Source organism: Chloroflexota bacterium (genome assembly GCA_016219275.1).
Lineage (GTDB): Bacteria > Chloroflexota > Anaerolineae > UBA4142 > UBA4142 > JACRBM01.
The window spans coordinates 26,045-50,753 of sequence record JACRBM010000069.1 but is presented as its reverse complement, the minus strand read 5'-3'; the positions used below and the strand labels follow the sequence as shown (position 1 = coordinate 50,753).

The following is a 24,709-nucleotide window of genomic DNA, read 5'->3' as shown; positions in this document are numbered from 1 at the left end:
TTCGCTACGGGGCTATAGTACGCGGGCGAATTTCGCGTCCACGTAGGCAATTGTCCCGAATGCAATGAGGGATGGACGCCCGGCGGAACGCCCACCAAAGGCGATTTCAATCGCCCCTGTCGGTCGCCATGCTACACTGTCGAAAATTCGCGTAATTCGCGGATCAAGTGATGCTCTCAGAATGTCAGACCTGGCTTTTCGTTCACATGCAACTGAAACACGTCAGGGCGCGCGTAATGCCCGACAGCATCGAAATCGAATTTGCTCTGCGAGACGAGTGTGCGATCCAACTCGGCGTACAAAATTCCTTCTTGATCGAACAACGGTCCGGCAATCGCGCGACCCATCGGCGAAATGATCGCGCTGCCGCCGCGACACATCACGTCCGGCAGATTCGTCAACTCGTCGTAGCAGGGGAGATCAGTCGGGTACATCGCTTTGGCGACGAACTGATTGCAACCCAGGACGAAACAGCGTCCCTCCATCGCGATGTGGATGAGTGTGGCTTGCCAGGTGTCGCGCCCGTCTGCGGTTGGCGCGAGATAAATCTCGACACCTTTTTGGTACATCGCCGCGCGCGCGAGCGGCATATAATTTTCCCAACAAATCAGTCCGCCCACTTTGCCGAACTCGGTTTCGATAACGGTGAGCGTCGAACCGTCACCCTCGCCCCAGACGAGTCGCTCGCCGGCAGTCGGCTTGAGTTTGCGGTGTTTGCCGAGCAAGTGTCCGTCTGGCGCAAAATATACGAGTGTGCAATACAGCGTCCCACCCTCGCGCTCGATCACGCCGACGACGAGATACGCGTTCGCTTGCCGCGCCGCCTCGCCAAGTTGTTCCGTCGCGCGACTGGGAATATCCACCGCGTTTTCCCAGTAACGTTGCCACAAGCGCCGACCATCGGTCGTGCGATTGCCAATCGTGACGCCGAATGAAAACCCGCGCGGGTACGCGGGAATGAATGCTTCGGGAAAAAGAATCAGACGCGCGCCTTGCTCGGCTGCTTCGCGCGTAAGCAAACATGTTTTCTCGATGGTCGCGTCGCGGTCGAAAAGTACCGGCGCGGCTTGGACGACTGCAACTTGGATTGATGCTTGGTCTGGCATCCTCATTTTCCTCTTGCAAGGGAGCAGGGGCGCACGGGAGCAGAGGAGCATATTCCCATTCTCTCTTTTGCCCCCTTGCCCCCTTGCTCCCCTGCTCCTCTGCTCCCGTGATCCTACTTGGTTGCTTCAATCAAGATTCGCCACGCGTCCCCGCATCGCCTTGACCGCGCCGCGATGTTTTTTGCCTTCGATGCGTTTCGCTTTCGCCGCGCGACTCGGCTTGGTCTTGCGACGCGTTTTGGGTGGAATCGCGGCTTGACGAATGAGCGCGATCAAACGCGCGCGCGCGTCCGCGCGATTTTGTTCTTGCGTGCGAAATCGTTGTGCGGTGAGGATGAGTTCGCCGCGTTCGTTGATGCGATTGTGCGCGAGGCGCGTCAAACGTTCGCGCACATCGTCGGAGAGTGACGGCGAATGGCGCACGTCGAAACGCAGTTGCACCGCGGTCGCGACCTTGTTGACGTTTTGCCCGCCCGGTCCGGACGCGCGAATGAATTCTTCGTGGAGTTCGGTCTCGTCGAGCGAAATCGTGGAGGTGATAGGAATCATCGTTTGGTGTTTCGATTTTATCACAAAACGATGCAGAGGCAAACGACTTGCTTGCGAAGGATTGTTCGCCAAAATCCAGGTTTCTTCAAGAAACCTGGATTGTTGCTTGGCTCGAACATCATAAAGAAATTCAGAGCGAAGCAAAGGAACAGATTGTTGTGAACCGCGATGAATAGATTGTCGTGAACCGCGATGCTTTGCTTCGCTCCGCACGATGATTCTGACAGCGGGTCAAGCCCGGTGTCACGCCGGGCTTGCTGTGCCAGCAACTATTTCGTAAACGTCAGCGAACCTACACTGCTCAATGTGCCAGACATAGTGCGACTGTCCGCAGAGACGGTACCGTTGAAACTCACACCACCTGGGATATTTGCCGAGAACGAGATCGCGCCGGTATTCACGTTGATCGTTCCTTGCACTTCAAAGATTGAAGGCGCAGGGAGTACCCCGTGCGTCAACGTCCCAGCAACCTCGCACTGCGCGCTCGAACAACCGAGCGCTTCATTCAGTTGCACCGACCACACTCCAGCGTTCCAGGTGCCGGTGACATTGCGGCGCACGACGGGTACCTGGGTTGGCGGTGCTGGCGGAACTGGCGTTGGCGGAACTGGCGTCGGCTGGACAGGTTGATTCACCGAAACAGTCACTCTGGCTTGGCGCAACGTTGCTCCGCAGTACGCCGAGAGTGTGTACGTCGTCGTTTGTTGCGGCGAGACAACCTTGAAGCCGGGCGTGGTGATGCCGCCGATGCCTTGATCAATTTCGGCGCGATTCGCGTTGCCGACCAAGCCCCACATGAGCGTAGTGGATTGACCGCGATTGATCACGGCATGGTCTGCGTTAAAGTACTGAATCGTCGGGATGCATGCCGTCGGTTGCGGCAAGACCGTGACAATCGCAACTTTCAAGAACAAGTTCAAGGTCGCGCCGCTCTCATCTTTGATCTGCCAAATTCCCGAGTGTGAACCGCCAGTGGCTGGCGCGCCCATCGTTACGAGCAAATCAATCGTTTGTCCCGGCGCAACATTGTTCGCCAGGTTCATTGCGCGCAAACCGGTCATCGCTTCGCCGCTCGCGAACACGAGTTGATACTTGGTTGTCCACGTACACGTGCCGCCATTTTTCACGCGCCAAATTTTGTTGAACGATTGATTCGGCATCCATTGCGTACCATCGGGCACCGTCACGTCCGCGACGAATTGCGCCACGTTCGTGCAAGGTCCGGGTTGCGGCGGTTGCGTCGGCGCGGGCGGTGGCGTCGGTTGCGGATTTGGCGCGATGGTGGGAACTGGCGCGGCAGTCGGCGCGGGCGCTATCGTCGGAGCCGGCGCGGGTGCGACGTTCATCGCGATCGTCACCGGATCGCTATACATCGAATCCTGGTTCAACGAACGCACGGTCAGCGTATGCTGTCCCGCCGACGCGCGCCACGTCAACGGCGCCATAACCGTTTTTTGCGGCGGCGTAATGTTCGCTTCCGCAAGCATATCCGCACCCTCGGTCAGTTCGATCTCCGCGATGCCTTTGGCATCTATCGCCGAAACTTGCAACGTCACAATTTGACCGTCGGTCGGCGTACTGCTACTCATCGAAGTGACCGCAACCGTCGGTCGGCTCGATCCCCCGCCCCCGCCGCACGCGACGAGCGCAAACATCAACATAACGAGCACGAACCATTTCAAATTTTGGATTTTCATTTTACCTCCCTAACCCAAATCAATTTGCGAATTGCTCGATCAACCTTCGCAAGGTTGTGTTATCACTTTTTCGTAAAGGTGAGCGATCCAACTCCGCTCAACGCCCCGGACATGGTGCGGCTGTCTGCCGACACCGTACCGTTAAAGTTCTGTCCACCCGGCATCGTCACGCTCCACGACACGACGCCGTTGTTCGTATTGAGATGACCGCTGACCGCGTGAATTTCCGGCGCGGGCAAAACCGCTTTCATCAACTGGCCGGCGACGGCGCACTCGGTGGTACACCCAATCGCTTCGTTCAACGTAAGTTGATAATCACCCGCGACCCAGGTACCGTTGATATTGCGGCGCACGACCGGGACGGGTGTGGGTGGAATCGGAGTGGGCGGCGCCGGCGTCGGTGGAGGCGCGGGCGCTTTGATCTCGCCGACAATCGTCGCCGAGCGCGTCGTTTGTCCGTACACATCTTCCGCCACCGCGTAGATTTCAACTCTGCCTGCGCCAGGTCGCCAATCGAACTGACCCAGGATTTCGCTCGTCGCGCCGGGCGAAGTTTGTTGCGCCAACTGTACGCCATTGCCAAAGAGCGTGATGTGATGCAAACTATTCGCGCCGCGCGCGCGGAACGCAATGTGGACTGGCACGAGTGTCGAGCCGACAAAGCCATTGCTGGGTTCGAGCACCTGGGCTTCGGGTGCCGCGGGCTTGGGATCGGCGCAGCTATTCGTGAACGATGCTTGGTTCGAGCTGAGTGAGTTTGGCGAAAGGATCATCAACTGTGCCGACTGTCCGCCTTTCGAACCCCACTGCGCTTGATAACCGGGGAGCGCGAACGCGCCCGCGCTCGGCGCATTGAACGACATCACCGGCGAAGGCGACGTACTCCCGGAGCCGACCCAGCGATATGTGATCGTCCCAGCATCGTTCGTCGTGATATTGCCGGCGTAGGTGAAGGTGCCAGGACACGATCCCGTCCAATTCGAGGGATTCACCGTCGCGGTTGCGCCCGTCACGCGGAATGCCGGTTTGGGCGTGGGCGGAATCGGCGTTGGCGTCGGCGGCGTAGCTTGGACGTACACCGTCACGTTCGCGTTCGATGGGGTCGTACCGCAATACGCGGTGAGCACGAACGTCGTCGTGTGGTCCACCACAACCTGGAACGACCCAGGCGCAGTCACCGCGCCGACGCCAGGGTCAATGCGGATCGCGGTTGCGTTGCTGACCGCGCCCCAGTTCAGCGCGATGAGTGTGTGCGGCGCGATGGTCGTTGCCGATGCGGTGAACGATGCGATTTGCGGATTGCCGGTACACGCGGGCGGCGTCGGTTGCGGCGTGATCACGTTGATGCGCGCGTCGAGCAACGCGCCGAAGAACGCGCCGCTGTCGCCGCGCAGTTGCCAACGCCCGGCGTGCGGTCCCGCAACGTTGGGTGCGGTCATCGGCACGATCAAATCAGCTGTCGCGCCCGGCGCGGTGTACGGCACTGAAATCGTATTACGCGTGGACATGGCTTCGCCGCTCACGAAGACGAATTGATAATTCTCACTCCAGGGACAGGCGCCATTGTTCATCACGCGCCAAATTTTGTTGAACGCCTGACCGGGCGTAAGCGGTGTGCCATCGGGCACGGTGATATCGGTAAGAAAAGTCGCGTTGTTCGCGCAAGGTCCGGGCGGCGCTTCGGTGGGTGACGGTATCGCGGTTGGCATCGGTGGCATGGGCGTGGGATTGGTTACTGCGACATTGACGCGCACCATCGCCGGATCGCTGACGATGCCATGTGCGTTGTACGCGCGCACGCTCAGTGTGTGTTGACCCGGCTTCGCCTGCCATGCTTGCTCGACGACGAATGATTTTTGTGGAATGGAAACATTCTCCAACTTGACCACTGCGTCGTCCACGCGCAATTCAACGCGCACAACGCCGTTTGAATCGGTAGACGTAGATCGGACAATCACGTTTTGTTCTTCGCTCAATTGCGCGCCACTCGCCGGCGCGCCCAAGGTGATCGTCGGTTTGCTCGGCGCGCCGAACGCGACGAAAACAATCCCGGCGGCGAGCAACGCGGCGAGCGTCAACAATCCCACGACGATCCAAATCCATTTGCGAGTTTCCGGATCCATAAATGCTCTCTCTCTTTTGCCGCATCTCTGGCGAAGGTCAGAACGATTCCAAATCGCTCAAGATGGCTTGACGAAGTTGCTCGTCGAGAAATCCCTTGAGCAAGGCGTGATTTGCGCCGGCGGACAAACACAACTGGCGCTGGCGCATATTCTCGACGAGTGCGACGATTTGAATATGCGGTTTCTCGGTGCGCGCTTGATACACCAGTCCCAGCATTTCGCTTTCGGATAAATCCGCATCCACGATCACCAGCGTCAGCTTATGGGAGCAAATCACATGAAAAGCCGCGAGCGCGTCATCGGCGAGCACGATGTCGTGAATGTGTGGAATCGTGCGGAGATACGATTGCAGCGAGTTACGCATGATTCCCGGTTTGGCAGCAACTAGTACGATAGCAGGTTGTTTGGTCGAGGACATCATCTCACGCTCATTCACTCTTCGCAGGTCTAGCGCGAGTGTAACCGATTGCGTTTCAAAATACATCTATCAACAGATAGAAAAATATCTCAACGAAACGCGTACTTTGAGTTCAACAAAATAAATCCCCACCGACCCTCCCCCGTTCGCCACGCTTCGCGTCAGGCGAATGGGGGAGGGAGAATTGTTCCCTCCCCTGCGATAGCGGGGGCGGGTTAGGGTGGGGGTCGGTGGGGGTTGGTGTTTTGCCTAATCCGCCAAATTCAAGTACAGTATCGTCAAGAGAGGTGATGCGAATGCAAGTCCGCAATCTTTTCGCGCAGTTAACCCAGCCCTTCGAATCCGGCGATTTGAACGAAATGCGGCGCGGCATGATTTTTGAAATCGCCGTAGTGATTTTTGTGCTGGCATGGTTTTTCCTCGTGAGTGCCTACGACCATCCGGAACAACTTGCCGTTGCGTTTCTCTTGCTGGCATGTTCGCTCGGCAGTATCTGGTTGCGCCAGGACCATTACTCGCTCGCGTTGCCCTGGCTCGTCGCAACACTACTTGCCGCGCTCGCCGTACAAAAATGGATTTATCCGGCAAGCGACGCACAATACTATTTTCCGATCGTCGTCGTCGTGTCGAGCTTGCTCGTGTCCGGCATCAACGTGTTCATCGTCGCCGCGGTCGCGAGCGCGACGGTGCTTGGCATCGCGCACGCACAAGGCGCGGACTGGTTCGATAACAAACAAGTTGTCGCACCGATTGCGCTGACCTTGATGACCGCGTCCGCCGCCTGGATCGGTTCGCATCAAATTCACCTCGCGCTCGATTGGATGCGTAAGAGTTATGCCCGCGCCAGCGAACTGCTCGAACAATTGCGCGATGAACGTGCATCGCTCGCGCGCACGTTGAGGATGTTGGAAGACGCGTACCTGCGAATCGAAAAAATGAATTACGCGCTCATCGAAGCGCGGAGCGGCGCAGAAACTGCGCGCCAGTTGAAAGCCGAATTTGCCGCGAACATCAGCCACGAGTTACGCACGCCGCTCAACCTGATCATCGGTTTCAGCGAGACGATGGCAAACGCGCCGGAAACGTACGGCGGCGTCGCGTGGTCGCCCGCGTTGCGCGGCGACATCGAGCAGATTTACCAGAGCAGTCGCCACCTCGCCTCGCTGATTGACGACATTCTCGATCTCTCCGCGCTCGAAGCGCAGCGCCTGGGCTTGATCTTGCAAGACGCCGCGCTAGAAGAAGTGATTGACGGCGCGGTTGCGTTGATGCACGATTTGTACCACGCGAAGAATTTGGACTTGAACGTCGAATGCGACCCAGGTTTGCCGCGCGTGCGGATGGATGTGACGCGCGTGCGGCAGGTGTTGATCAATCTGTTGACGAATGCCAGTCGCTTTACGTATCATGGCGGTGTCACGATTCGCGCCCAACGCATCGGCGACGATATTCGCATCGCGGTGCGCGACACCGGCATGGGCATTGCATCACAGGACATTCCCAAAGTGTTCGAGGAATTTGGACAGGTGGATGGTTCGACGACGCGCCAACACGAAGGCAGTGGATTGGGTGTGCCGTTGAGCAAACGGCTCGTGGAATCGCACGGCGGGCAGATGTGGTTGGAGAGTCAACCCGGCATTGGCACGACGTTTTACTTTACGCTGCCGATCATGCCGTCGGGAAGCGTGGGGCGTGTCACGACCACGACGCGCGCGACGCGCGCGACTTATCGCAAGGCAGTGCTCGTTTACGAACCCGACCCGGTATTGTTGCGAACGTTGCGCCGGCAGTTGAGCAACTATGACGTGCTCGCGCTCGGCGATCACGACGACGCGCGCGCATTGGTCGCGGAACATCAACCGATCGCGTTGATCGCGAACGCGCAAGAGACGCGCACGTTTACCGTGCCGGACGATTTGCCGATTCTGCGCGTCGCCTTGTCCGGAAACGTACGCGCCGCGCAGGCGCTCGGCGTGCAGGACTATCTCATCAAGCCGGTGTTGCGCGAGCAATTGCTCGAGGCAATCGCGAACATGGAACGCACGGCGAGAAACGTGCTGATTGTGGACGACGACCCGCAAATCGTGGAACTGCTGGCGCGCATGTTGCAATCGGCGGAGGAAAACTATCGTCCGATCAAATCGTTCGGGGGCGAGGACGCATTAACGCGCTTGCGGAACGAGTCCGTGGATTTGGTCTTGCTCGATCTGCAAATGCCGGAGATGAACGGGATGGCATTGCTCCGCGAGATGAAAAACGACCCAGGGTTGGCAAACGTGCCGGTGATTGTCGTGAGCGCGCAACAACCCGAGGCGACACACCCGGAGGGTGGCTTGCGCGTCGAGTTGTCGCGCCAGTCCGATGCATCTACGACCGAGACGCTGAGTTATCTGCAGGCATTGTTGGCGACTCTGCCGCTGCGCGGTCTGCCGACGACAACAGACGCGCCAGCGTAGTCGCCAACTCGTTGCGGTCTACCGGTTTTTTGAGGTACGCGCGCGCGCCGAGCGCGAACGCGAGTTGCGGTTCTTTGAGCACGGAGCAAATCACGACGGGGATGCGCGCGGTTGCGGGGTCGCTCGTCAGCGCGCGCAACACTTGCCAGCCATCCACGTTCGGCATCATCACGTCGAGCGTGATCACATCGGGACGCGTCGCCGCCAATTGCAACGCGGTTTGACCGTTGTACGCGTGCAAAAGTTCATAGTGCTGCGGCGTGAGGTAGCGCTCGAACAAGGTATGCAACGCCGCATTGTCGTCAATCATCAACACGCGCGGCTGGCTCGCGCGCGGCAACGTCAACGCAATTTCGGTGCGCCCCTCGGCAAGCTGGCGCGCCGCCAGTTGAATGCCGAGTTGTTGGCAAATTACCTGCGCGAGTCGCCAGTTTGCTTCTCGTTCAAACATCCGTGGCGTCTCGCTTTGCAAAACGAGATGTGTTTCTTTGCTCTCCTCACGCGCATCCAGGGTCAGCGTGCCCGGCGCGCGCGCCAACACACGCAGGACGTGGAACAACGCTTGGCGCGTCAACGTCGCATCCACGTACACCGGCGCGAGGCGCGCGGGCAAATCGTTCTGCGCGCGGATGCCGCGTTCGGCGAATAACGGCTGGCACATCCACAGCGTATCGTCCACCAAGGTTTGCACCGCGCAATTTTGACGCGAGATGTGCCACTCGTTCAGCTCCCGCTCCAGGGCTTGCGTTTCATCCGGCGCCGACGCCGGCAAGGCGACCCGTTTCTCCCACAGCGCCGTTGCAACCGCGTCCAGACCCTTGTGAAGCTCGCGTTGCAATTGCCGCAGACTGATGCCGAGTTCGCTCTCCACTTCGCCGTGACTCAAACCCTGCACGTAGCGATAACGCAACGCGAGATAACTGCGCCATTCCGGCGAACCGGCGGGCGATCCTTCTGGCGGACGCAACGCTTCAATCGCCTCTTTCAACAGCCCGCGCAGTTTTTGTGCGCGCGTCAAACGGCTATCGGCGGGTTGATTGGGAAACTGTAACAACAGCGGGTGCGTTTCGAGATAGGCGGTATCGTACAGATGCTCTAGCGCATCTCTAACTTGTTTGCGAAAATTGTCGAGTTCCATACTTGAGTACACACTATGGCGCATTCTTGGCGCATTGTTGGCGTGCGCGCCAGTTCATATCGTTTATAATCAACCTGCTACGATTCTAACATCGGCTAAACTGCTTGTCAAAGCACGACGAGGTGTGTATGAGTGAATATGCTTTGAAACCGGCTTCGCGCGAACTCGCGATGGTGCCAACCGACGCGTTATCCATCCGCTTCAAACGCCTCGCGCGCGCGATGTGGAAGCATCGCTGGTTGTATCTGCTGCTCATTCCCCCGCTCGCCTACTATGTGATCTTCCGGTACATCCCCATCTACAACGCGCAAATCGCGTTCAAAGATTTTCGTCCCCTCCTCGGCGTCGAAGCGAGTCCGTGGATCGGGTTTCAGCATTTCGAGACTTTTTTTAATTCGTTCTATTTTAGTCAGTTGCTCGTCAACACTGTTTTCTTCAGCACTGCCAAACTCATTCTCGGCTTGCCCATCGCGATCGTGCTTGCCATCGCGATTCACGAATCGCGATTCATGTTCTTCCGCTCGCTGGTGCAAACCATCACGTATCTGCCGCATTTCATATCGTGGGTGATTATGTTTGGGCTGATGCTCTCATTGTTTTCCCCCGGCAACGGCATGATCAATGAAGCCATCAAAGCCGCGGGCGGTCAACCGATTTCGTTTCTCACATCGCCGGATTGGTTCCGCCAGATCGTCATTGGTTCCGATATCTGGAAAGAAACCGGCTGGAGCACGATCCTCTATCTTGCCGCGCTGCTCGGCATCAACCCCGACTTGTACGAGGCGGCGGAAGTGGATGGCGCTTCGCGCTGGCGACGCATTTGGCATATCTCGATCCCAGGCATCGTTCCGGTGATCGTGCTCATTACACTCCTGCGGATCGGCAATATCCTCGACGCCGGGTTCGGTCAGCTCTTTGTGTTGTACTCGGTGCCGGTGTACAGCGTCGGCGACATCATTGACACCTGGGTCTATCGGAGCGGCATTCTGGACTTTCAATTCAGTCTGGCGACCGCAGTTGGTCTGTTCAAGGGCGTGTTCGGTTTGATCTTGATTGTCACTGCAAATCGCGCCGCCAAGCGGATGGCAAACCAGAGTCTATTCTAGCAAGGACGCAGGATGCAGAATCAAGGCGATTGTTGTTCATCCTTCATCCCCCCGCGTTCATTCTTTAGGAGTGAATATGTTCCGCATTAGTGGTCGTGAAGACCGAGGTTTTCAATTGCTCGTCAACGGATTTCTACTGGTCGTCTTACTGATCATCATCGTCCCATTGTGGCGCGTGATCATGTCTTCGGTTACACCATTAGAAGTTTTCAATCGCGGCGGGGTGCCCATGTTTCAATGGCCCTGGGAGTGGTCGTTGGGCGCGTACGAACAGATGCTGACGCATCCGACCTTTCCGCGCGCGACGCTCAATAGCATTATTATCACCATCACCGGCACCACGCTTTCGCTCGTGCTCACCGTGCCGCTGGCGTTCGCGCTTTCCACGCGCACCCTGCCGGGGCGGAATCTCATCATCGCACTGATCCTCTTCACCTTTTTGTTTCACGTCGGTTTGGTCCCGGTCTATTTGCTCGTCGCGCGAACGCTGGGCTGGATCAACAATATTCTCGCCATCATCGTGCCGCCCGCCATCGGCGTGACGAATGTGCTCGTGATGAAAAGTTTTTTCGAGGGTATTCCGGACGAAATCAAAGAAGCCGCGCGCATTGACGGCGCGAACGACTTGCAAGTCTTGTTGCAGGTCATCCTGCCGTTGTCCAAACCGATCCTGCTCACAATTGGTTTGTTCTACGCCGTTCAATATTGGAACGAATTCTTCACACCCATCCTATACCTGAACGATTCGAACTTGACGCCGTTGCCCGTCCTCCTCCGCAACATTCTCGTTGGGACGAGTTTCAGCGAGTACGTAGATTACGACGTCACGCGCGCCGCGTCCATCGAATCGCTCAAGTCCGCCGCCGTCTTGCTCACGATGCTGCCCATGGTCGCGGTCTATCCCTGGATTCAGCGTTACTTTACCAAGGGGACCCTGGTCGGCAGTGTGAAAGAATGAATTCACTTGTCGCGTGAAGAGAGGAGTTTGATTGTCGCGCGTTGATCAACCCAACCACAATTATGTGTTTCCCAAGATACCAAACGATTCGAGGAGGAATTCGATGAGTCAGAAAATCATGTTCATCAGAATGGCGTTGGTCGCGCTTGCCATCGTGGCGCTGACGGCGTGTGTCGCGCCAACAGCCGAACCGACCAAAGCGCCGCCTGCGGCTGCCCCGACGACAGGTGCGTCCGGCGCAACAGCGCCTGCCGCGACCAAAGCGCCAGCGCCGACCGCCGCGCCGCCGACACCGGCGGCGACTAAGCCCGTTGACATCGAACTGTGGGCGCAGGCAACCACGACCCAGGCAGGTCCGCCCCCAGAAAGCTGGGTCGGTTACAAGACGATCCGCGAAAAACTAAACATCAATCTCAAGTACGTGATCATTCCCACCGGCGCAGACGGCGAAACCAAGCTCAACGCCGCCGCCGCCGCGAATGCTTTGCCCGATTTCTTTCAGACCGCCAGTACTTCGAGCGAACGCAACAAGTGCATCGAACTGAACAAGCAGGGTTTGATCGCGCCGATTGACGACGTGCTGAAGGCAATGCCCAATCGCGTCAAGACGCACTATGACTCTGCCTCGCTCGCCTTGACCAAAGTTGATGGCAAACAAATGTGTACCGTCGAAGTGCCCAATCTGCCCCGCCGCGAGGGTCTTGTCATTCGCAAAGATTGGCTCGACAAGTTGGGACTCAAAGCGCCGACGACGATTGACGAGTTGCTCGTCGTTGCCAAAGCATTCACCGAAAAGGATCCGGACGGCAACGGCAAGAACGATACGTACGGACTCGGCGGCTACTGGGATTCCGGGACGTGGGGACTGGGCAATCGGTTCGACTTTTTCGTCGGCGCGTATGGCTTGCCCGACTTGTGGAACTTTGCCAACCCGGACAAGTTCGGGCTGAACGTGCGCGACCCAGACTTTCCCAAGGCGCTCGCGGCGTTCAAACAATTTGTGGACGCCAAAGTGATTGATCCAGACTGGGCGACGATCAATCGCGACGAATTCCGCATTCGTCACGCCCAGGGTCGGTATGGTATCATGTGGGAAGATTTCGCGGCGCTCGCCAATCAACCCAACTACGTCAAGTTCGACGCCAACTTTCCCACCGGCGAATGGGCGCCGCTACCCGCGCTCAAAGGACCGACCGGGAAAAAATCGTACTATGACGCGTATGGCGCGATCGGCAGTATCTTTGCCATGTCCAAAAAAGCCGCCGATGCCGGCAAAGGTCCCGCCATCGCCAAGTTGCTCGAATGGATGGCGTCGCCGGAGGGCTACTATCTGAATGGTTTTGGCGTGGAAGGCGTCAACTACAAATTGGACAAGGATGGCGTGGTGACGACCGAAGGTCTGCCCGACCCCAAGTTGGCATGGAATGCCGAAGCCACGCAGAACCTGACCCAAATGCGGAATCAATTGATCTACGTCAACGATCCAAAAGAGGTGCAAGCGCGCTACGTGGATTTCAAGAGCAAGAACGGTCGCACGATTTCACCCATGTCATTCTACCAGTTCTTCTCGAGCCAACCGTGGACCGATTCCAAGCCAGATAAATTGATCACGTTCCCGGCGAACCGCGCGGACCTCAAGCGCTTTTACGATGAAAACATCCTGGGATTCGTCCTGGGAACCAAGCCGCTGACCGATCAGTCCTGGGCAGACTTTCTCAAGGGTCTGGACAGTCTGGGCGCTGCCAAGTGGGAAGCCGAAGCCAAGAAGACTTTGCAAGACGCGGGATACGCGGTAAAATAATCATGGATTGTGCGGCGAGATGTTTGTAGGGTAGAATCCAGGTTTCTCGCCTTCGGCGGAAACCTGGATTCTGTCGCCGCGAAAACGATAGATCATCGAGCATTGAGCGTTGGAAGCATTCTAACGCTCCATGCTCAATTTGCTATCCAATATGTACCTAAACTCAAAACCGCTCGAACTCAAGATCGCGTACATCGGCGGCGGCAGTCGTCAGTGGGCGCGCAAGTTGATGTACGATCTCGCGCTCTGCCCCGACCTGGCGGGGCAGGTCGCGCTGTACGATCTTGATCTCGAATCGGCGCGACTGAATGAGGAATTCGGTAACTGGCTGCACGCTTCGCGACAGCCCGGCGTTGTCTCGCGCTGGCATTACACGGCGATTGCCACGCTCGAAGAAACGTTGCGCGGCGCGGATTTCGTCGTGCTTTCGATTCAGCCCGGCTCGCTGGAAGTGATGGGCGAAGAAATCGCGATTGCCGAACGCTACGACATGTTCTTCCCGGTCGGCGACACGACCGGCGCGCCCGGGCTCGTGCGCGGTCTGCGCTCCGCGCTCATCTACGCCGATTTCGCGCGCGCCATTGCCGCGCAGTGTCCAAATGCCTGGGTCATCAATTACACGAATCCGATGACGATCTGCACGCGCACGCTCACGCGCGTCGAACCCAGGTTGAACGTGTTCGGTTGTTGCCACGAAGTGTTCGGCACGCAACATCTGCTTGCCTCACTCGTAGAAAAGTATCTCGGTGTTTCGCCGATGCCCGCGCGCCAGGAAATTCAAGTCAACGTTGCCGGCATCAACCATTTTACGTGGATTGATCGCGCGTTCTATCGCGACCTGGACTTGCTCGCGCTCGTGCGGCGACACATCGCCGAACCCGGCGTGCTCCGCGAGTACACGCGCGCCGAGGTCGAAAGTTGGAACGATTGGTTCCGCAGCGCGCATCAAATCAAATTCGAATTGTTCAAACGCTACGGACTGCTCGGCGCGGCGGGCGACCGCCACCTCGCCGAATTTTTACCGGGATTCACGCGCTCGCCCGAAGAACTGTTTCGCTGGGGCGTGATTCGCACGCCCGTGTCCGGTTATCGCATCGAACGTTGGCGCGACGCGCCGCAACAAACGCGCGAGGTGATGACCGGACGCGTGCCGCTCGCGCTCGATGCGTCCGGCGAAGAAGGCGTCGCGCAAATGCGCGCGTTGCTTGGGCTTGGCGATTTGGTGACAAATGTGAACATTGAGAACGTGGGGCAAATTTCCAATTTGCCTTTGCGCGCGGTTGTGGAAACCAACGCGCGCTTTTCGCGCGATCAAGTGCAACCCGTAGTCGCGGGCGCGCTGCCGCCCGGCGTCCACGCGCTCGTCGCGCAACATGTGGCGGATCAAGAGATGATCGTCGAAGCGGCATTGTCGCGCGATAAAGACCTTGCGTTCCAAGCCGTGCTCAACGATCCGACCAATCGTTTGCCGCTGGACGAAACCTGGGAGATGTTTGGCGAGATGTTGCAAGCCAGCCGCGCGTTTTTGCCGGGTTGGGATATTTAATCGCAGACGACCGACCCCATCCTTCCCTCCCCTTGGCAAGGGGAGGGTAAGGGCGGGGTATTTTCGAAGGAGAAGCAATGACTCAACGATGGTCTGTACGAATGGCAGATTCGACGATGGCGCGCTTTGACGCGCTCGCCGACGAGTGGAATTATCAATGGGGTCTCGTGCTGAGAGGTTTCGAGCAAGTGTGGCGCGCGACCGGCGATGATAAATATTTCGCGTACATGCAATCCAACATTGATCGCTTTGTGCAACCTGATGGCACGATTCGCGGTTACCACGTCGAAGAGTACAACGTGGACCGGCTCAACACTGGCAAGGTGTTGTTTCCGCTCTACGAAAAAACCGGCGACGCGAAATACAAACGCGCGCTCGATCTCCTCCGCGCACAACTCGACACGCACCCACGCACCAACTCGCGCGGTTTTTGGCACAAGCAAATCTACCCGTACCAAATGTGGCTCGACGGTTTGTACATGGCAACCGCGTTTTGGGCGCAGTACGAATCCAGCTTTGCGAGCCAGCGGGCGGAGGCGGCGCACCGACCGAACCACACGCTCGCGCCCTGGGATGACATCGCGCACCAATTCGTCTTGATCGAGGCGCACACGCGCGATCCGCAAACCGGTTTGCTCTACCACGCCTGGAACGAAAGCAAACAGCAACTCTGGGCAAACCCGCAAACCGGGTGTTCCTCCTATTTCTGGGGACGCGCCATCGGTTGGTACGTGATGGCGTTGGTGGATGTGCTCGGCTACATGCCGAGCGATCATCCCACGCGCGCGCTCTTGCTTGCGATTCTCACGCGCACCCTCGAAGCGGTGATGCGCGTCCAAGACCCAGCCACCGGCGTGTGGTATCAAATTCTCGATCAAGGCACGCGTGCCGGCAATTACCTCGAATCATCGGGGTCATGCATGTTCGTGTGCGCGATGGCAAGTGGCGCGCGCTTGGGCTATCTCAATGCGGAGTACGCACGCGTCGCGCAACGTGCGTTCGAAGGCATCGTCCAGCAATTCGTCACGACGAATGACGACGGCACGATCAATCTCACGCACACGTGCCGCAGCGCGGGCTTGGGCGGCACGCCGTACCGCGACGGTTCGTTCGAGTACTATATCAACGAACCTATCGTGACGAACAACCATCACGGCGTCGGCGCGTTTATTTTGGCGAGCGCGGAAATCGAAAAACTGGGATAACCATGATGCCAACCTTTGATGCAATCGTGGATGCCGCGTACACTGGCGCAGAGGGCGCGCGCGTGAACGGGGTCAAAACATTCGCGCGGATCGCGAGTGCGTTGAACGATGCGCCGAGCAACGCGACCCAGCCATACCTCATCGTCATCAAGGCCGGACGCTATTACGAAAAACTCGACATCACGAAACCGTTCATCACCTGGCTCGGCGAGGATCGCGCTAAAACCATCGTCACGTTCGATGTTGCTTCGGACACGAAAAGACCGGACGGCACAACCTACGGCACGTACGACAGCGGCACGGTGATCGTGCGCGCGAGCGATTTTCGCGCCGAGAACTTGACGATTGAGAACGGCTTTGATTATCCGGCGAACGCCGCCAAAGCGAACGACGATCCGACACGCTTTGCCAATCCACAAGCAGTCGCGCTCAAGACCGACAAGGGTAGCGACCGCGCCTTTTTCAAAAACATCAACCTGGTCGGTTATCAAGACACGTTGTTCGTCAATTCGGGCAGGCAATATTTTTGCCAGTGTGCGATCAGCGGGCACGTAGATTTTATTTTCGGCGCGGGGCAAGCCGTGTTCGACGATTGCGAGATTGTCTCGCGCGACCGCGGCAGCACAACCAACAATGGCTACATCACCGCCGCAAGTACTTCGCTTGATCAACCGTTCGGATTCTTGTTCATCCAGTGTCGACTGAGAAAAGAAACGCCGGCGATGGCGGACGCTTCGGTGACACTGGGTCGTCCCTGGCATCCGACGACTAATTTGCCGGATGGCACACGCGCCGCTGATCCAAACGCGGTCGGTCATGTCGCGTTCATCAATTGCTGGATGGATTCACACGTCGCTGCCAAGGGTTGGGATTCGATGACCGGCAAAGACAAGGATGGCAACACCCTGACCTTCCTCCCCGCCGATTCGCGCTTTTACGAATGCGGCACGACCGGACCCGGCGCGATCAAGAGCGACACACGTCGGCTGTTATCGGAGAGCCAATCTCAAAAGTATACGATCTCGAATGTTCTGAATGGCTGGAATCCCAGCAAATAAAATCCAATGGAGGAGAAAGATGAAAGACCAAAAGTTTTTTGCATTACTTGGCATCGTCGTCTTGCTTGTTGTGATGGTGGCGTGTACCGCGCCGGCAACTCCTACACCGGCGCCCACGGTCGCGCCCAAGCCGACCGATGTACCAACGGCGGTACCCAAGCCAACCGAAGCGCCGAAACCAACTGTCGCGCCCACGGTCGCGCCGACCACCGCGCCCACTGCCGCGCCGACGGTTGCCAAGCGCGATCTCGGACGCGAAAAACTCGCGGCGAATGATGGCTGGGCAGCGGAGGGTAAAGGAACGTCCGGCGGAGCGGATGCCGCGACGAGCCAGGTCTACACGGTGAAGAACCGAAAAGAATTGATCGCCGCGCTCAACGATGGCAAGTACCCCGCGCCTTCGACGACGCCGTCGAATGTCGCCAAGATCATCTATGTTGATGGTACGATTGACCTGAACGTGGACGACAATAACAAATCGTTGACGTGTCAGGACTACCAACGCGATAGTTTCACTCAAAAAGATTACAACGCGGCGTTTGATCCGGCGACGTGGGGTCGCAAAGCCGTGACGGGCACTCTCGAAACCGCGCGGGTGGCTTCGCAAAAAACGCAGGAAGAACGCGTGCGCGTGCGCGTCGGCTCGAACACGACCATCGTCGGCGTTGGGCAAAAGGCGACGATTCGCGGCGTGTGGTTCGATGTGCGCGGCGCCGCGACGGCGCCACTCAGTAATATCATCATTCGCAATATCACGTTCCAGGATACCTTTGACTGCTTCCCGCAATGGGATCCGACCGACGGCGCGGATGGAAACTGGAACTCGGTGTACGATTCTGTCTCACTGCGATTCGTGGATCATGTCTGGGTAGACCACAACACGTTCGAAGATGTGGAAACCGCCGACGGCAAAGCCCCCACATATTTTGGTCGCCACTTTGAAATGCACGATGGGACCGTAGATATCACCAACGCCGCCGATCTCGTGACCCTTTCCTGGAATCGCTTCCTGAATCACGACAAGACCATGCTGATCGGTTCGTCCGACACCGGCGCAACGGCGACCGGTGACAAAGGCAAGTTGCGCGTGACGATCCATCACAACTTTTTCGACGGCACGGGGCAACGCACGCCGCGCGTCCGCTTTGGTCAGGTTCACGTTTACAACAACTATTACAAGATCGTGAACAATTCCAAGTATGGATATAGTTGGGGTGTCGGCATCGAATCGCAGATTTACGCCGAGAACAATTATTTCAAGACCGATGCTCAAGTTGCGCTGGATAAAGTCATCGGCAACTACAAAGGCACGATGATTTACACCTCCGGCACGCGCGTGAACGACAAGGACGTTGACCTGCTCGCCGCGCACAACGCCGCGAACGATCCGGATATCGCCGGCAAAGTGGAATGGAAACCGACCCTGGTCGTCAAGGTTGAGCCGGTCGAAACCGTGGTCTCTACCGTCGAGAGCGGTGCGGGTCCAATCAGCTGGTAGGCTTGCCGGTTTGTATCTCCTTCGCAAGCGAGAAAAAACCAGGTTTCTCCAAGAAACCTGGTTTTTGGCATAAGAAAAAATAAGAGCCAAGAAAAAATCCAGGTTTCTTCAGGAAACCTGGATTTTGCCAAAGGCATTGTTCGAGAGGAAAGACTTGATGAGTCAACCTTCGGATTTGCAAAGCCAAGACCAGGCACGTCTGAATGCGGTGATCGAATTCGCGAATAATGTTTTGCGGCACGGACGCGATACATACCGCGCGACCCCCACACCCTTGTTCGCGGATGGCATCAACACGTTTACCGGCGAGCACGTGCGCTGGCGCACCCGCGGCAAAGCGCCGGTCATTTCCGATCTCGCATGTCAGCAGAATTTGTTCCGCACGTTCACTGCCCTGACCAATCTCACCGGCGACAACCAGTACCAGGACGCCGCGCAAGCCGCCATCGCGTATCACTTTGAACATCTCCTCGATTCGAGCGGTTTGCTGCAATGGGGCGACCACCGGTTCATTGATCTGGAAACGTTGCAAATGACGGGACCCGAACAAAAGGGACTGGTGCACGAACTCAAAGGCGCATTCCCATTTTACGATTTGATGTACCAGGTCAACCCAGACGCGACGGTGAAATACATCCACGCGTTTTGGAACGCGCACATTTTGGACTGGGATAATTTTTTCGTCAGCCGTCATGGCAAGTATGGATTGCCGGTCAGCGATGCGTGGACACACTCGATGAGGGATTTGCCGCCGTTCCGCGAATCGCCTGGTCTATCGTTCATCAACACCGGCAGCGATTTGATTTACGCGGCGGGCACGCTGTATCGCTTGACCCAGGATCAGCGCGCACTGGACTGGGCAAAATATCTCGCGCAACAGTACGTCCTCGCGCGTCATCCCAAAACCGGCTTGGGCGCGTATCAATTTACGCAACCGAAAAGACCCAGGAACCGACGGATGACACGATTACGTCTTCCTGGTTCGGCGACCGCGCGCAACGACAATTCGGTCCCGAGTTCGGCGCGATGGCGCTTGAAGCGAATATGTTGCTCTCTAGTCGGCAGACCGGTTTCCTCTACGGCAAGAACGCGCTGATGCAAATGCAACTCGCGCGCGAACTAGGCGCGGCGGCAAGCGATCTCCTCGAATGGACGCGCCAGGGCTTACGCAGTTTCGCGACTCACGCCTACATTCCGGCGACGAACATGTTCAAGCCCATGTTTACCGACGGCACCGACCTCTCCGATTACGCGCTCAAGCGGCGCGGCTATTATGATCGCGAAGGTCCCGTGCTCAAGCAGTACCCCGCGACGCCGAAATTCTTGTTGGCGTACGTGCGCGGATTTTTGGCGACGGGCGACGAAATGTTGTGGCAGACCGCGCGCAATATCGCGCAAGCAAACGGGCTTGGCGACCTGGGTTCTGCGCCGGGCAATGCCGTCAACCTCAATCTCGACGCGGACCGTGCGGATGCACACGCGTTGTTCGTCCTGCTCGATCTCTATCACGCCACCGCAGATCCCGCGTACTTGCAACTGGGTCGGCGCATCGGCAGCCAAATCGTCAAGACATATTTTCATCGCGGGTATTTCACGCTTGGCGCAACGTATATCCACGCGCAATTCGATCTGATCGAACCGTTTGCGTTGCTCGCGCTCCAAGCCGCGCTGGACGACAAGGCAGATGCGGTCCCAAGTTTTATGGATGGCGGCGCGTATGTGGACGGCGGTTATGAATTTCCCGATGGCACGATCAAAGGCGTGACCGATCAGTACATCTACACGATGCAAACATCATAGATCACGCGCTCAATTTTGGGACGCAGATCGCTTCGCGCGCGGATGAACGCGGATATTTTTTTCTTATACTTGTTACACAAAGGAGACGGTAAAGATGTTTCAAGCATCAACGTTGTTCAACGCGCGCGAGTACGGCGCGCTGGGCGATGGCGCAACGAACGATACGCGCGCGCTGCAAAGCGCGATTGACGCGGCAACAAAAACCGGCGGTACTGTGTGCGTGCCCGCCGGCAAGTACGTGACCGGTTCGATTTTTCTGCGCGACAACATCACGCTCTTTCTTGACGCGGGTGCGGTTTTGCTCGGCAGCGAAAACCCAGCGGATTATCCGATTGTCACGATGCGTTGGGAAGGCGTGACCCAGCCGACGCACGCGCCACTCATCACCGGCGATGGCTTGCGAAATATCGCGGTCACCGGGCGCGGCACGATTGACGGACGCGGCGCGATCTGGTGGCAAAAACATCGCGCGAAAACGCTCGACGCGCCGCGCCCGCGCTTGATTTCGTTCGCGAATTGCGCGAACGTGTTGATCGAAGGTATCACGTTAACAAACTCGCCGGCGTGGACGATCAATCCGGTGCGCTGTGAAAACGTTACGATAAACCAGGTCACGATCAACAATCCGCCGGACTCGCCGAACACCGATGGCGTCAATCCCGATTCGTGCCGCAACGTGCACATCTCGAATTGTCACATTGACGTCGGCGACGATTGCGTCACGATCAAATCAGGCATCGAAACTGAAGCGCCGGAATTTCGCGCGCCGTGCGAAAACATCACCATCACGAATTGCACGATGGTGCACGGGCACGGCGGCGTCGTCATCGGCAGTGAGATGAGCGGAGATGTTCGCAATGTTGTGATCTCGAATTGCGTGTTCGTCGGCACGGATCGTGGCATTCGTTTGAAATCCCGCCGGGGACGCGGCGGCATCGTCGAGGACATTCGCGTGTCGAACATTGTGATGCAAGACGTATTGTGTCCATTTACGATGAATCTGTTTTATCACATCGGCAAAAAGGGGGACAAGGACATTGCCGATAAAAACCCGAAACCGATCAACGAAGGCACGCCATGTTTTCGCCGCATTCATTTCGCGCACATCACCGCACGCAACGCGAAAATCGCGGCGGGATTTTTGTACGGCTTGCCAGAGATGCCCATCGAAGATGTGACGCTCGACGATGTTTCGATTTCGATGGATCGCAGCGCCGACCCAGGTTACGCAGATATGGCGGACGACATTCCGCAACAGCGCGCCGCCGGCTTGTTCGCGCGGAACGTGCGCGGCTTGCGTCTGCGTGACGTCGCGATCACCAATCAAATTGGCGATGCGTTCTTGTTTGAGGATACCACCTCGTAGGGATCGCGCGCCGGCGCGTTATGTAGGTACTTTGGCAGAATCCAGGTTTCTCGAAGAAACCTGGATTCTCGCGTCGGTCACGCGCACAGTTGTTTTGCATTTTGCCATTCATCTCGAATGCGATAAAATGTTGTGGGGCAAGTTTCCAACTTGCCCAGATTCCGGATTGATACACGAATCAAGGCAAGTTAGAAACTTGCCCCACGTCTGCAAAGGAAACCTCATGCCGAATCCAACTCTCGACCTCATTCGCGCGCACGGTTCGGTGCGCGCGTACAAACCCGATCCCGTGCCGGACGCGATGCTCGAAACGATTGTCGCCGCCGCACAGCGCACGTCCACGTCGTCCAATGTGCAAGCGTACTCCGTCGTCGCCGTGACGGATGCGGACAAACGCGCGCATCTTTCGCATTTTTGCGGCGATCAAAAGCATGTCGCGCAAGCGCCGTTGTTCCTCGCGTGGTGCGCCGATCTTGCGCGGCTCGACCGCGTGTGCGAATTGCGCGGCTACACCCAGGTCGTCGAGCACACCGAAAATTTTCTGATCGCCGCGATGGATGCCGCGATTGTCGCGCAAACCGCCGCGCTCGCCGCCGAATCGCTCGGACTCGGCATCTGCTACATCGGCTCGATTCGCAACCACCCGCGCCAAGTGATCAAACTGTTGGGCTTGCCGCGCCTGGTTTTTCCGGTGACCGGGATGACGGTCGGCTTTCCGGCGCACTCGCCGCGCCCGCGTCCCCGCTTGCCCTTGCCCGCGATTCTGCATCGCGAACAGTACAACTCGTCGCAAGATGAATCGTTGCGTGAGTACGATCGCGTGATGGCGCAAACCGGCATCTACGACAAACGCCAAGTGCCGGTTCCCGGCAAGCCCGGTGAGATGGAAGAGTACGGCTGGCTCGAGCACACCGCGCGGCGCGTCTCGCAGGCATGGCGCGTCGAGCTACGCGCGATATTGGCAGAGCAAGGTTTTGCGCTCAAGTAGGGGCGTTCAATTGAACGCCCCTCCTGTCACAAAATTTTCTCCATCGGTGTTTTAGTAGTGGAAGCGCTTTCGAAATGAACGGTGGCGCGAACCTGCGCCGATGGAGTGGTGACCTATTATCGTGTCAACCAACAAAACGCGCGCGGTGCCGAGGGTCGCGTCCGCGCCAGAACACCCGCAGTTTGAAGACGCGTTTCTCGCAAATTGGCAAAAGGTGTATCGCGTCCTGGTGCGGCTCGTGGGCGATGCGGACGAGGCACAAGACCTGGCGCTCGAAACCTTTTGGCAACTCTATCGCGAGCCGCCCACGCGCAACCCGGCGCTGAACCTGGGTGGCTGGCTGTATCGCGTTGCGACAAACCTGGGTCTGAACGCGCTGCGCGCGCGCAAACGCCGCACGCGTCACGAATTCGACGCGGGCAAGTGGGAGATCGAGAATCACGCACGCGACCCAGAGTGCGAAGCCATCGCGAACGAGGAACGCGCGCGCGTGCGCGCGGTGCTCGGCGCGATGGACGCGCGGCAAGCGCAATTACTTATCTTGCGCCACTCGGGTGCGTCGTACAAAGAACTGGCGACCGCGCTCGAGGTCTCAGTCAATTCCATCGGTACGCTGTTGATACGCGCCGAACGCGAGTTTGAAAAGCGGTACCGTGAAAGGGAGAAGGACTATGCATCTCAATGATGGAGATTTGCGCGCCGCGCGCGACAATGAAGCCGATGCGCGCACACTGCAACACCTCGCGGCGTGCGCCATATGCCGCGCCCGCGCCGATGAACTCGCCGCGCAGGCGCACCGCGTCGCCGCACATTTCGATGCGCTGACGCCGCAAGTCACGCGCGAACTCAGCGCGCCGGTCGCGCTCGCGCGTTTCAAATCCAGTCGAATGGAAGAACGAAAGGAGAGTATGTTCGGAAAATTGTTCCATCCCCGTTTCCGCGTCGCGTGGGCGATGGCAGTCGTCGTCGCCTTGCTCGCGGTCTCGTTGACGCTCCCGCCGGTGCAAACCTGGGCAGAGGGAATGCTCGCGCAATTCCGCGTCAAGAATATCGTCGTCTTGCCGGTGGATACGACCGGGTTGAGCAACCTCAACGGCGACTCGACTCTCGCGCGTGAGCTGAGCAAGGTTGTCGCCGATTCGGTGACCGTGACGAAGGAACCGGCAGCTCCGCGCGTCGTGGCGAACGCGGCGGAAGCGAGCAAGCTCGCCGGGTTTAGCGTGCGCCTGCCGACCACACGCAGTGACGCGCCGCGCCTCACCGTCCGAGACGGCTCCGCGTTCGAGTTCGTCGTGAATCGCGCACGCGTGCAATCGTGGTTGAACGAAGCTGGCTTGAGCAAAACGCCGCTCCCCGCATCGCTCGACAAGGCGAACATCAAAGTGAGCATTCCGACCGGCGTGACCGCCGAGTACGGCGATTGCCCGAAACCGGATTCCAAGGACGCGCCGCGTCGCGCGACGAACTGTGTCATGCTCACGCAAATTCCCAGCCCGGTCGTAGACACGCCGCCGAATGTGGACCTGCTTCAACTCGCCGAGATCGGTTTGCAGTTTACCGGAATGACGAAAGAGCAAGCGCAAGCGTACGCGAAGAGTGTGGACTGGACGAGTACGCTCGTCGTGCCGATTCCGCGCAATGCCGCATCGCACAAGCAAGTGCCGGTGGACGGGGCAACCGGTAACTTGATCGAGAGCCGAGTGTACGGCGCGCAGTACGCGCTCATCTGGACCAAGAACAATATCGTCTACGCGGTGGCGACGATGGGCACGGATGCGAGCGCCGCGCTCACCCTGGCGAATTCGCTCAAGTAGTTCGATAGTGAGATAGTTTGATAGTGCGATAGTGGTTGCTCGTTTTCATGCTGTGCGAAGCGAAGTCTCCCGTAACAAATTG

General features: G+C 57.9%; 19 protein-coding genes. 13 read left to right on the top strand and 6 right to left on the bottom strand.

The window, feature by feature from the left end; all coding sequences use genetic code 11:
• Positions 1–176 precede the first annotated feature (176 nt).
• From HY868_19845 to HY868_19825, 5 genes are all read right to left on the bottom strand, one after another.
• A complete protein-coding gene (locus tag HY868_19845) occupies positions 177–1,106 on the bottom strand; it encodes a carbon-nitrogen hydrolase family protein (protein ID MBI5304396.1) in 930 nt (309 codons plus the stop codon).
• A 126-nt stretch (positions 1,107–1,232) separates the two neighbouring features.
• Complete coding sequence (arfB, locus tag HY868_19840) at positions 1,233–1,655, bottom strand: aminoacyl-tRNA hydrolase (protein MBI5304395.1); 423 nt, start codon at positions 1,653–1,655, stop codon at positions 1,233–1,235.
• A gap of 269 nt (positions 1,656–1,924) precedes the next feature.
• Positions 1,925–3,352, bottom strand: a complete 1,428-nt coding sequence (locus HY868_19835; GenBank protein ID MBI5304394.1) for a hypothetical protein — start codon at positions 3,350–3,352, stop codon at positions 1,925–1,927.
• Between the two features lie 62 nt (positions 3,353–3,414).
• Complete coding sequence (locus tag HY868_19830; protein ID MBI5304393.1) at positions 3,415–5,475, bottom strand: hypothetical protein; 2,061 nt, start codon at positions 5,473–5,475, stop codon at positions 3,415–3,417.
• 37 nt (positions 5,476–5,512) lie between these two features.
• Positions 5,513–5,893: a response regulator transcription factor gene (locus HY868_19825; protein ID MBI5304392.1), complete on the bottom strand. Its 381-nt coding sequence runs from the start codon at positions 5,891–5,893 to the stop codon at positions 5,513–5,515.
• 290 nt (positions 5,894–6,183) lie between these two features.
• Here HY868_19825 and HY868_19820 point away from each other — a divergent pair, with 290 nt between their 5' ends.
• Positions 6,184–8,349 carry a response regulator gene (locus tag HY868_19820; protein MBI5304391.1) on the top strand — a complete coding sequence of 722 codons (2,166 nt, stop codon included), beginning with the start codon at positions 6,184–6,186 and terminating at the stop codon, positions 8,347–8,349.
• On the opposite strand, the gene HY868_19815 is transcribed toward HY868_19820, so the two are convergent.
• Positions 8,261–9,487, bottom strand: a complete 1,227-nt coding sequence (locus tag HY868_19815) for a response regulator (protein ID MBI5304390.1) — start codon at positions 9,485–9,487, stop codon at positions 8,261–8,263. The genes HY868_19820 and HY868_19815 overlap by 89 nt on opposite strands.
• Before the next feature lie 170 nt (positions 9,488–9,657).
• Here HY868_19815 and HY868_19810 point away from each other — a divergent pair, with 170 nt between their 5' ends.
• From HY868_19810 to HY868_19755, 12 genes are all read left to right on the top strand, one after another.
• Positions 9,658–10,593: a sugar ABC transporter permease gene (locus tag HY868_19810; protein MBI5304389.1), complete on the top strand. Its 936-nt coding sequence runs from the start codon at positions 9,658–9,660 to the stop codon at positions 10,591–10,593.
• Positions 10,594–10,669: 76 nt separating this feature from the next.
• Positions 10,670–11,551, top strand: a complete 882-nt coding sequence (locus HY868_19805; protein ID MBI5304388.1) for a carbohydrate ABC transporter permease — start codon at positions 10,670–10,672, stop codon at positions 11,549–11,551.
• A 103-nt stretch (positions 11,552–11,654) separates the two neighbouring features.
• The gene (locus HY868_19800; protein ID MBI5304387.1) at positions 11,655–13,352 is read left to right on the top strand and encodes an extracellular solute-binding protein; all 1,698 of its coding nucleotides are present in this window, start codon (positions 11,655–11,657) and stop codon (positions 13,350–13,352) included.
• Positions 13,353–13,503: 151 nt separating this feature from the next.
• The gene (locus tag HY868_19795) at positions 13,504–14,898 is read left to right on the top strand and encodes an alpha-glucosidase/alpha-galactosidase (protein ID MBI5304386.1); all 1,395 of its coding nucleotides are present in this window, start codon (positions 13,504–13,506) and stop codon (positions 14,896–14,898) included.
• 77 nt (positions 14,899–14,975) lie between these two features.
• The gene (locus tag HY868_19790; GenBank protein MBI5304385.1) at positions 14,976–16,103 is read left to right on the top strand and encodes a glycoside hydrolase family 88 protein; all 1,128 of its coding nucleotides are present in this window, start codon (positions 14,976–14,978) and stop codon (positions 16,101–16,103) included.
• A gap of 5 nt (positions 16,104–16,108) precedes the next feature.
• Positions 16,109–17,161 carry a pectinesterase A gene (locus HY868_19785; protein MBI5304384.1) on the top strand — a complete coding sequence of 351 codons (1,053 nt, stop codon included), beginning with the start codon at positions 16,109–16,111 and terminating at the stop codon, positions 17,159–17,161.
• 73 nt (positions 17,162–17,234) lie between these two features.
• Positions 17,235–18,659 (top strand): pectate lyase, encoded by a 1,425-nt coding sequence (locus HY868_19780; GenBank protein ID MBI5304383.1) that lies wholly within the window; start codon positions 17,235–17,237, stop codon positions 18,657–18,659.
• A gap of 723 nt (positions 18,660–19,382) precedes the next feature.
• Positions 19,383–20,459 carry a hypothetical protein gene (locus HY868_19775; protein ID MBI5304382.1) on the top strand — a complete coding sequence of 359 codons (1,077 nt, stop codon included), beginning with the start codon at positions 19,383–19,385 and terminating at the stop codon, positions 20,457–20,459.
• 94 nt (positions 20,460–20,553) lie between these two features.
• On the top strand, positions 20,554–21,825 hold the full coding sequence (locus tag HY868_19770; GenBank protein ID MBI5304381.1) for a glycoside hydrolase family 28 protein: 1,272 nt from the start codon (positions 20,554–20,556) through the stop codon (positions 21,823–21,825).
• A gap of 223 nt (positions 21,826–22,048) precedes the next feature.
• Complete coding sequence (locus tag HY868_19765) at positions 22,049–22,813, top strand: NADPH-dependent oxidoreductase (protein ID MBI5304380.1); 765 nt, start codon at positions 22,049–22,051, stop codon at positions 22,811–22,813.
• A 121-nt stretch (positions 22,814–22,934) separates the two neighbouring features.
• On the top strand, positions 22,935–23,498 hold the full coding sequence (locus HY868_19760; protein ID MBI5304379.1) for a sigma-70 family RNA polymerase sigma factor: 564 nt from the start codon (positions 22,935–22,937) through the stop codon (positions 23,496–23,498).
• The gene (locus tag HY868_19755) at positions 23,485–24,627 is read left to right on the top strand and encodes a hypothetical protein (GenBank protein MBI5304378.1); all 1,143 of its coding nucleotides are present in this window, start codon (positions 23,485–23,487) and stop codon (positions 24,625–24,627) included. Before HY868_19760 ends, HY868_19755 begins: the two co-directional genes overlap by 14 nt.
• Positions 24,628–24,709 lie beyond the last annotated feature (82 nt).

Coding starts and splice junctions, on each gene's coding strand:
- HY868_19845 (MBI5304396.1), bottom strand. CDS start 1,106: ATGCCAGACCAAGCATCAATCCAAGTTGCAGTCGTCCAAGCCGCGCCG.
- arfB (MBI5304395.1), bottom strand. CDS start 1,655: ATGATTCCTATCACCTCCACGATTTCGCTCGACGAGACCGAACTCCAC.
- HY868_19835 (MBI5304394.1), bottom strand. CDS start 3,352: ATGAAAATCCAAAATTTGAAATGGTTCGTGCTCGTTATGTTGATGTTT.
- HY868_19830 (MBI5304393.1), bottom strand. CDS start 5,475: ATGGATCCGGAAACTCGCAAATGGATTTGGATCGTCGTGGGATTGTTG.
- HY868_19825 (MBI5304392.1), bottom strand. CDS start 5,893: ATGTCCTCGACCAAACAACCTGCTATCGTACTAGTTGCTGCCAAACCG.
- HY868_19820 (MBI5304391.1), top strand. CDS start 6,184: ATGCGAATGCAAGTCCGCAATCTTTTCGCGCAGTTAACCCAGCCCTTC.
- HY868_19815 (MBI5304390.1), bottom strand. CDS start 9,487: ATGGAACTCGACAATTTTCGCAAACAAGTTAGAGATGCGCTAGAGCAT.
- HY868_19810 (MBI5304389.1), top strand. CDS start 9,658: ATGGTGCCAACCGACGCGTTATCCATCCGCTTCAAACGCCTCGCGCGC.
- HY868_19805 (MBI5304388.1), top strand. CDS start 10,670: ATGTTCCGCATTAGTGGTCGTGAAGACCGAGGTTTTCAATTGCTCGTC.
- HY868_19800 (MBI5304387.1), top strand. CDS start 11,655: ATGAGTCAGAAAATCATGTTCATCAGAATGGCGTTGGTCGCGCTTGCC.
- HY868_19795 (MBI5304386.1), top strand. CDS start 13,504: ATGTACCTAAACTCAAAACCGCTCGAACTCAAGATCGCGTACATCGGC.
- HY868_19790 (MBI5304385.1), top strand. CDS start 14,976: ATGACTCAACGATGGTCTGTACGAATGGCAGATTCGACGATGGCGCGC.
- HY868_19785 (MBI5304384.1), top strand. CDS start 16,109: ATGCCAACCTTTGATGCAATCGTGGATGCCGCGTACACTGGCGCAGAG.
- HY868_19780 (MBI5304383.1), top strand. CDS start 17,235: ATGGTGGCGTGTACCGCGCCGGCAACTCCTACACCGGCGCCCACGGTC.
- HY868_19770 (MBI5304381.1), top strand. CDS start 20,554: ATGTTTCAAGCATCAACGTTGTTCAACGCGCGCGAGTACGGCGCGCTG.
- HY868_19765 (MBI5304380.1), top strand. CDS start 22,049: ATGCCGAATCCAACTCTCGACCTCATTCGCGCGCACGGTTCGGTGCGC.
- HY868_19755 (MBI5304378.1), top strand. CDS start 23,485: ATGCATCTCAATGATGGAGATTTGCGCGCCGCGCGCGACAATGAAGCC.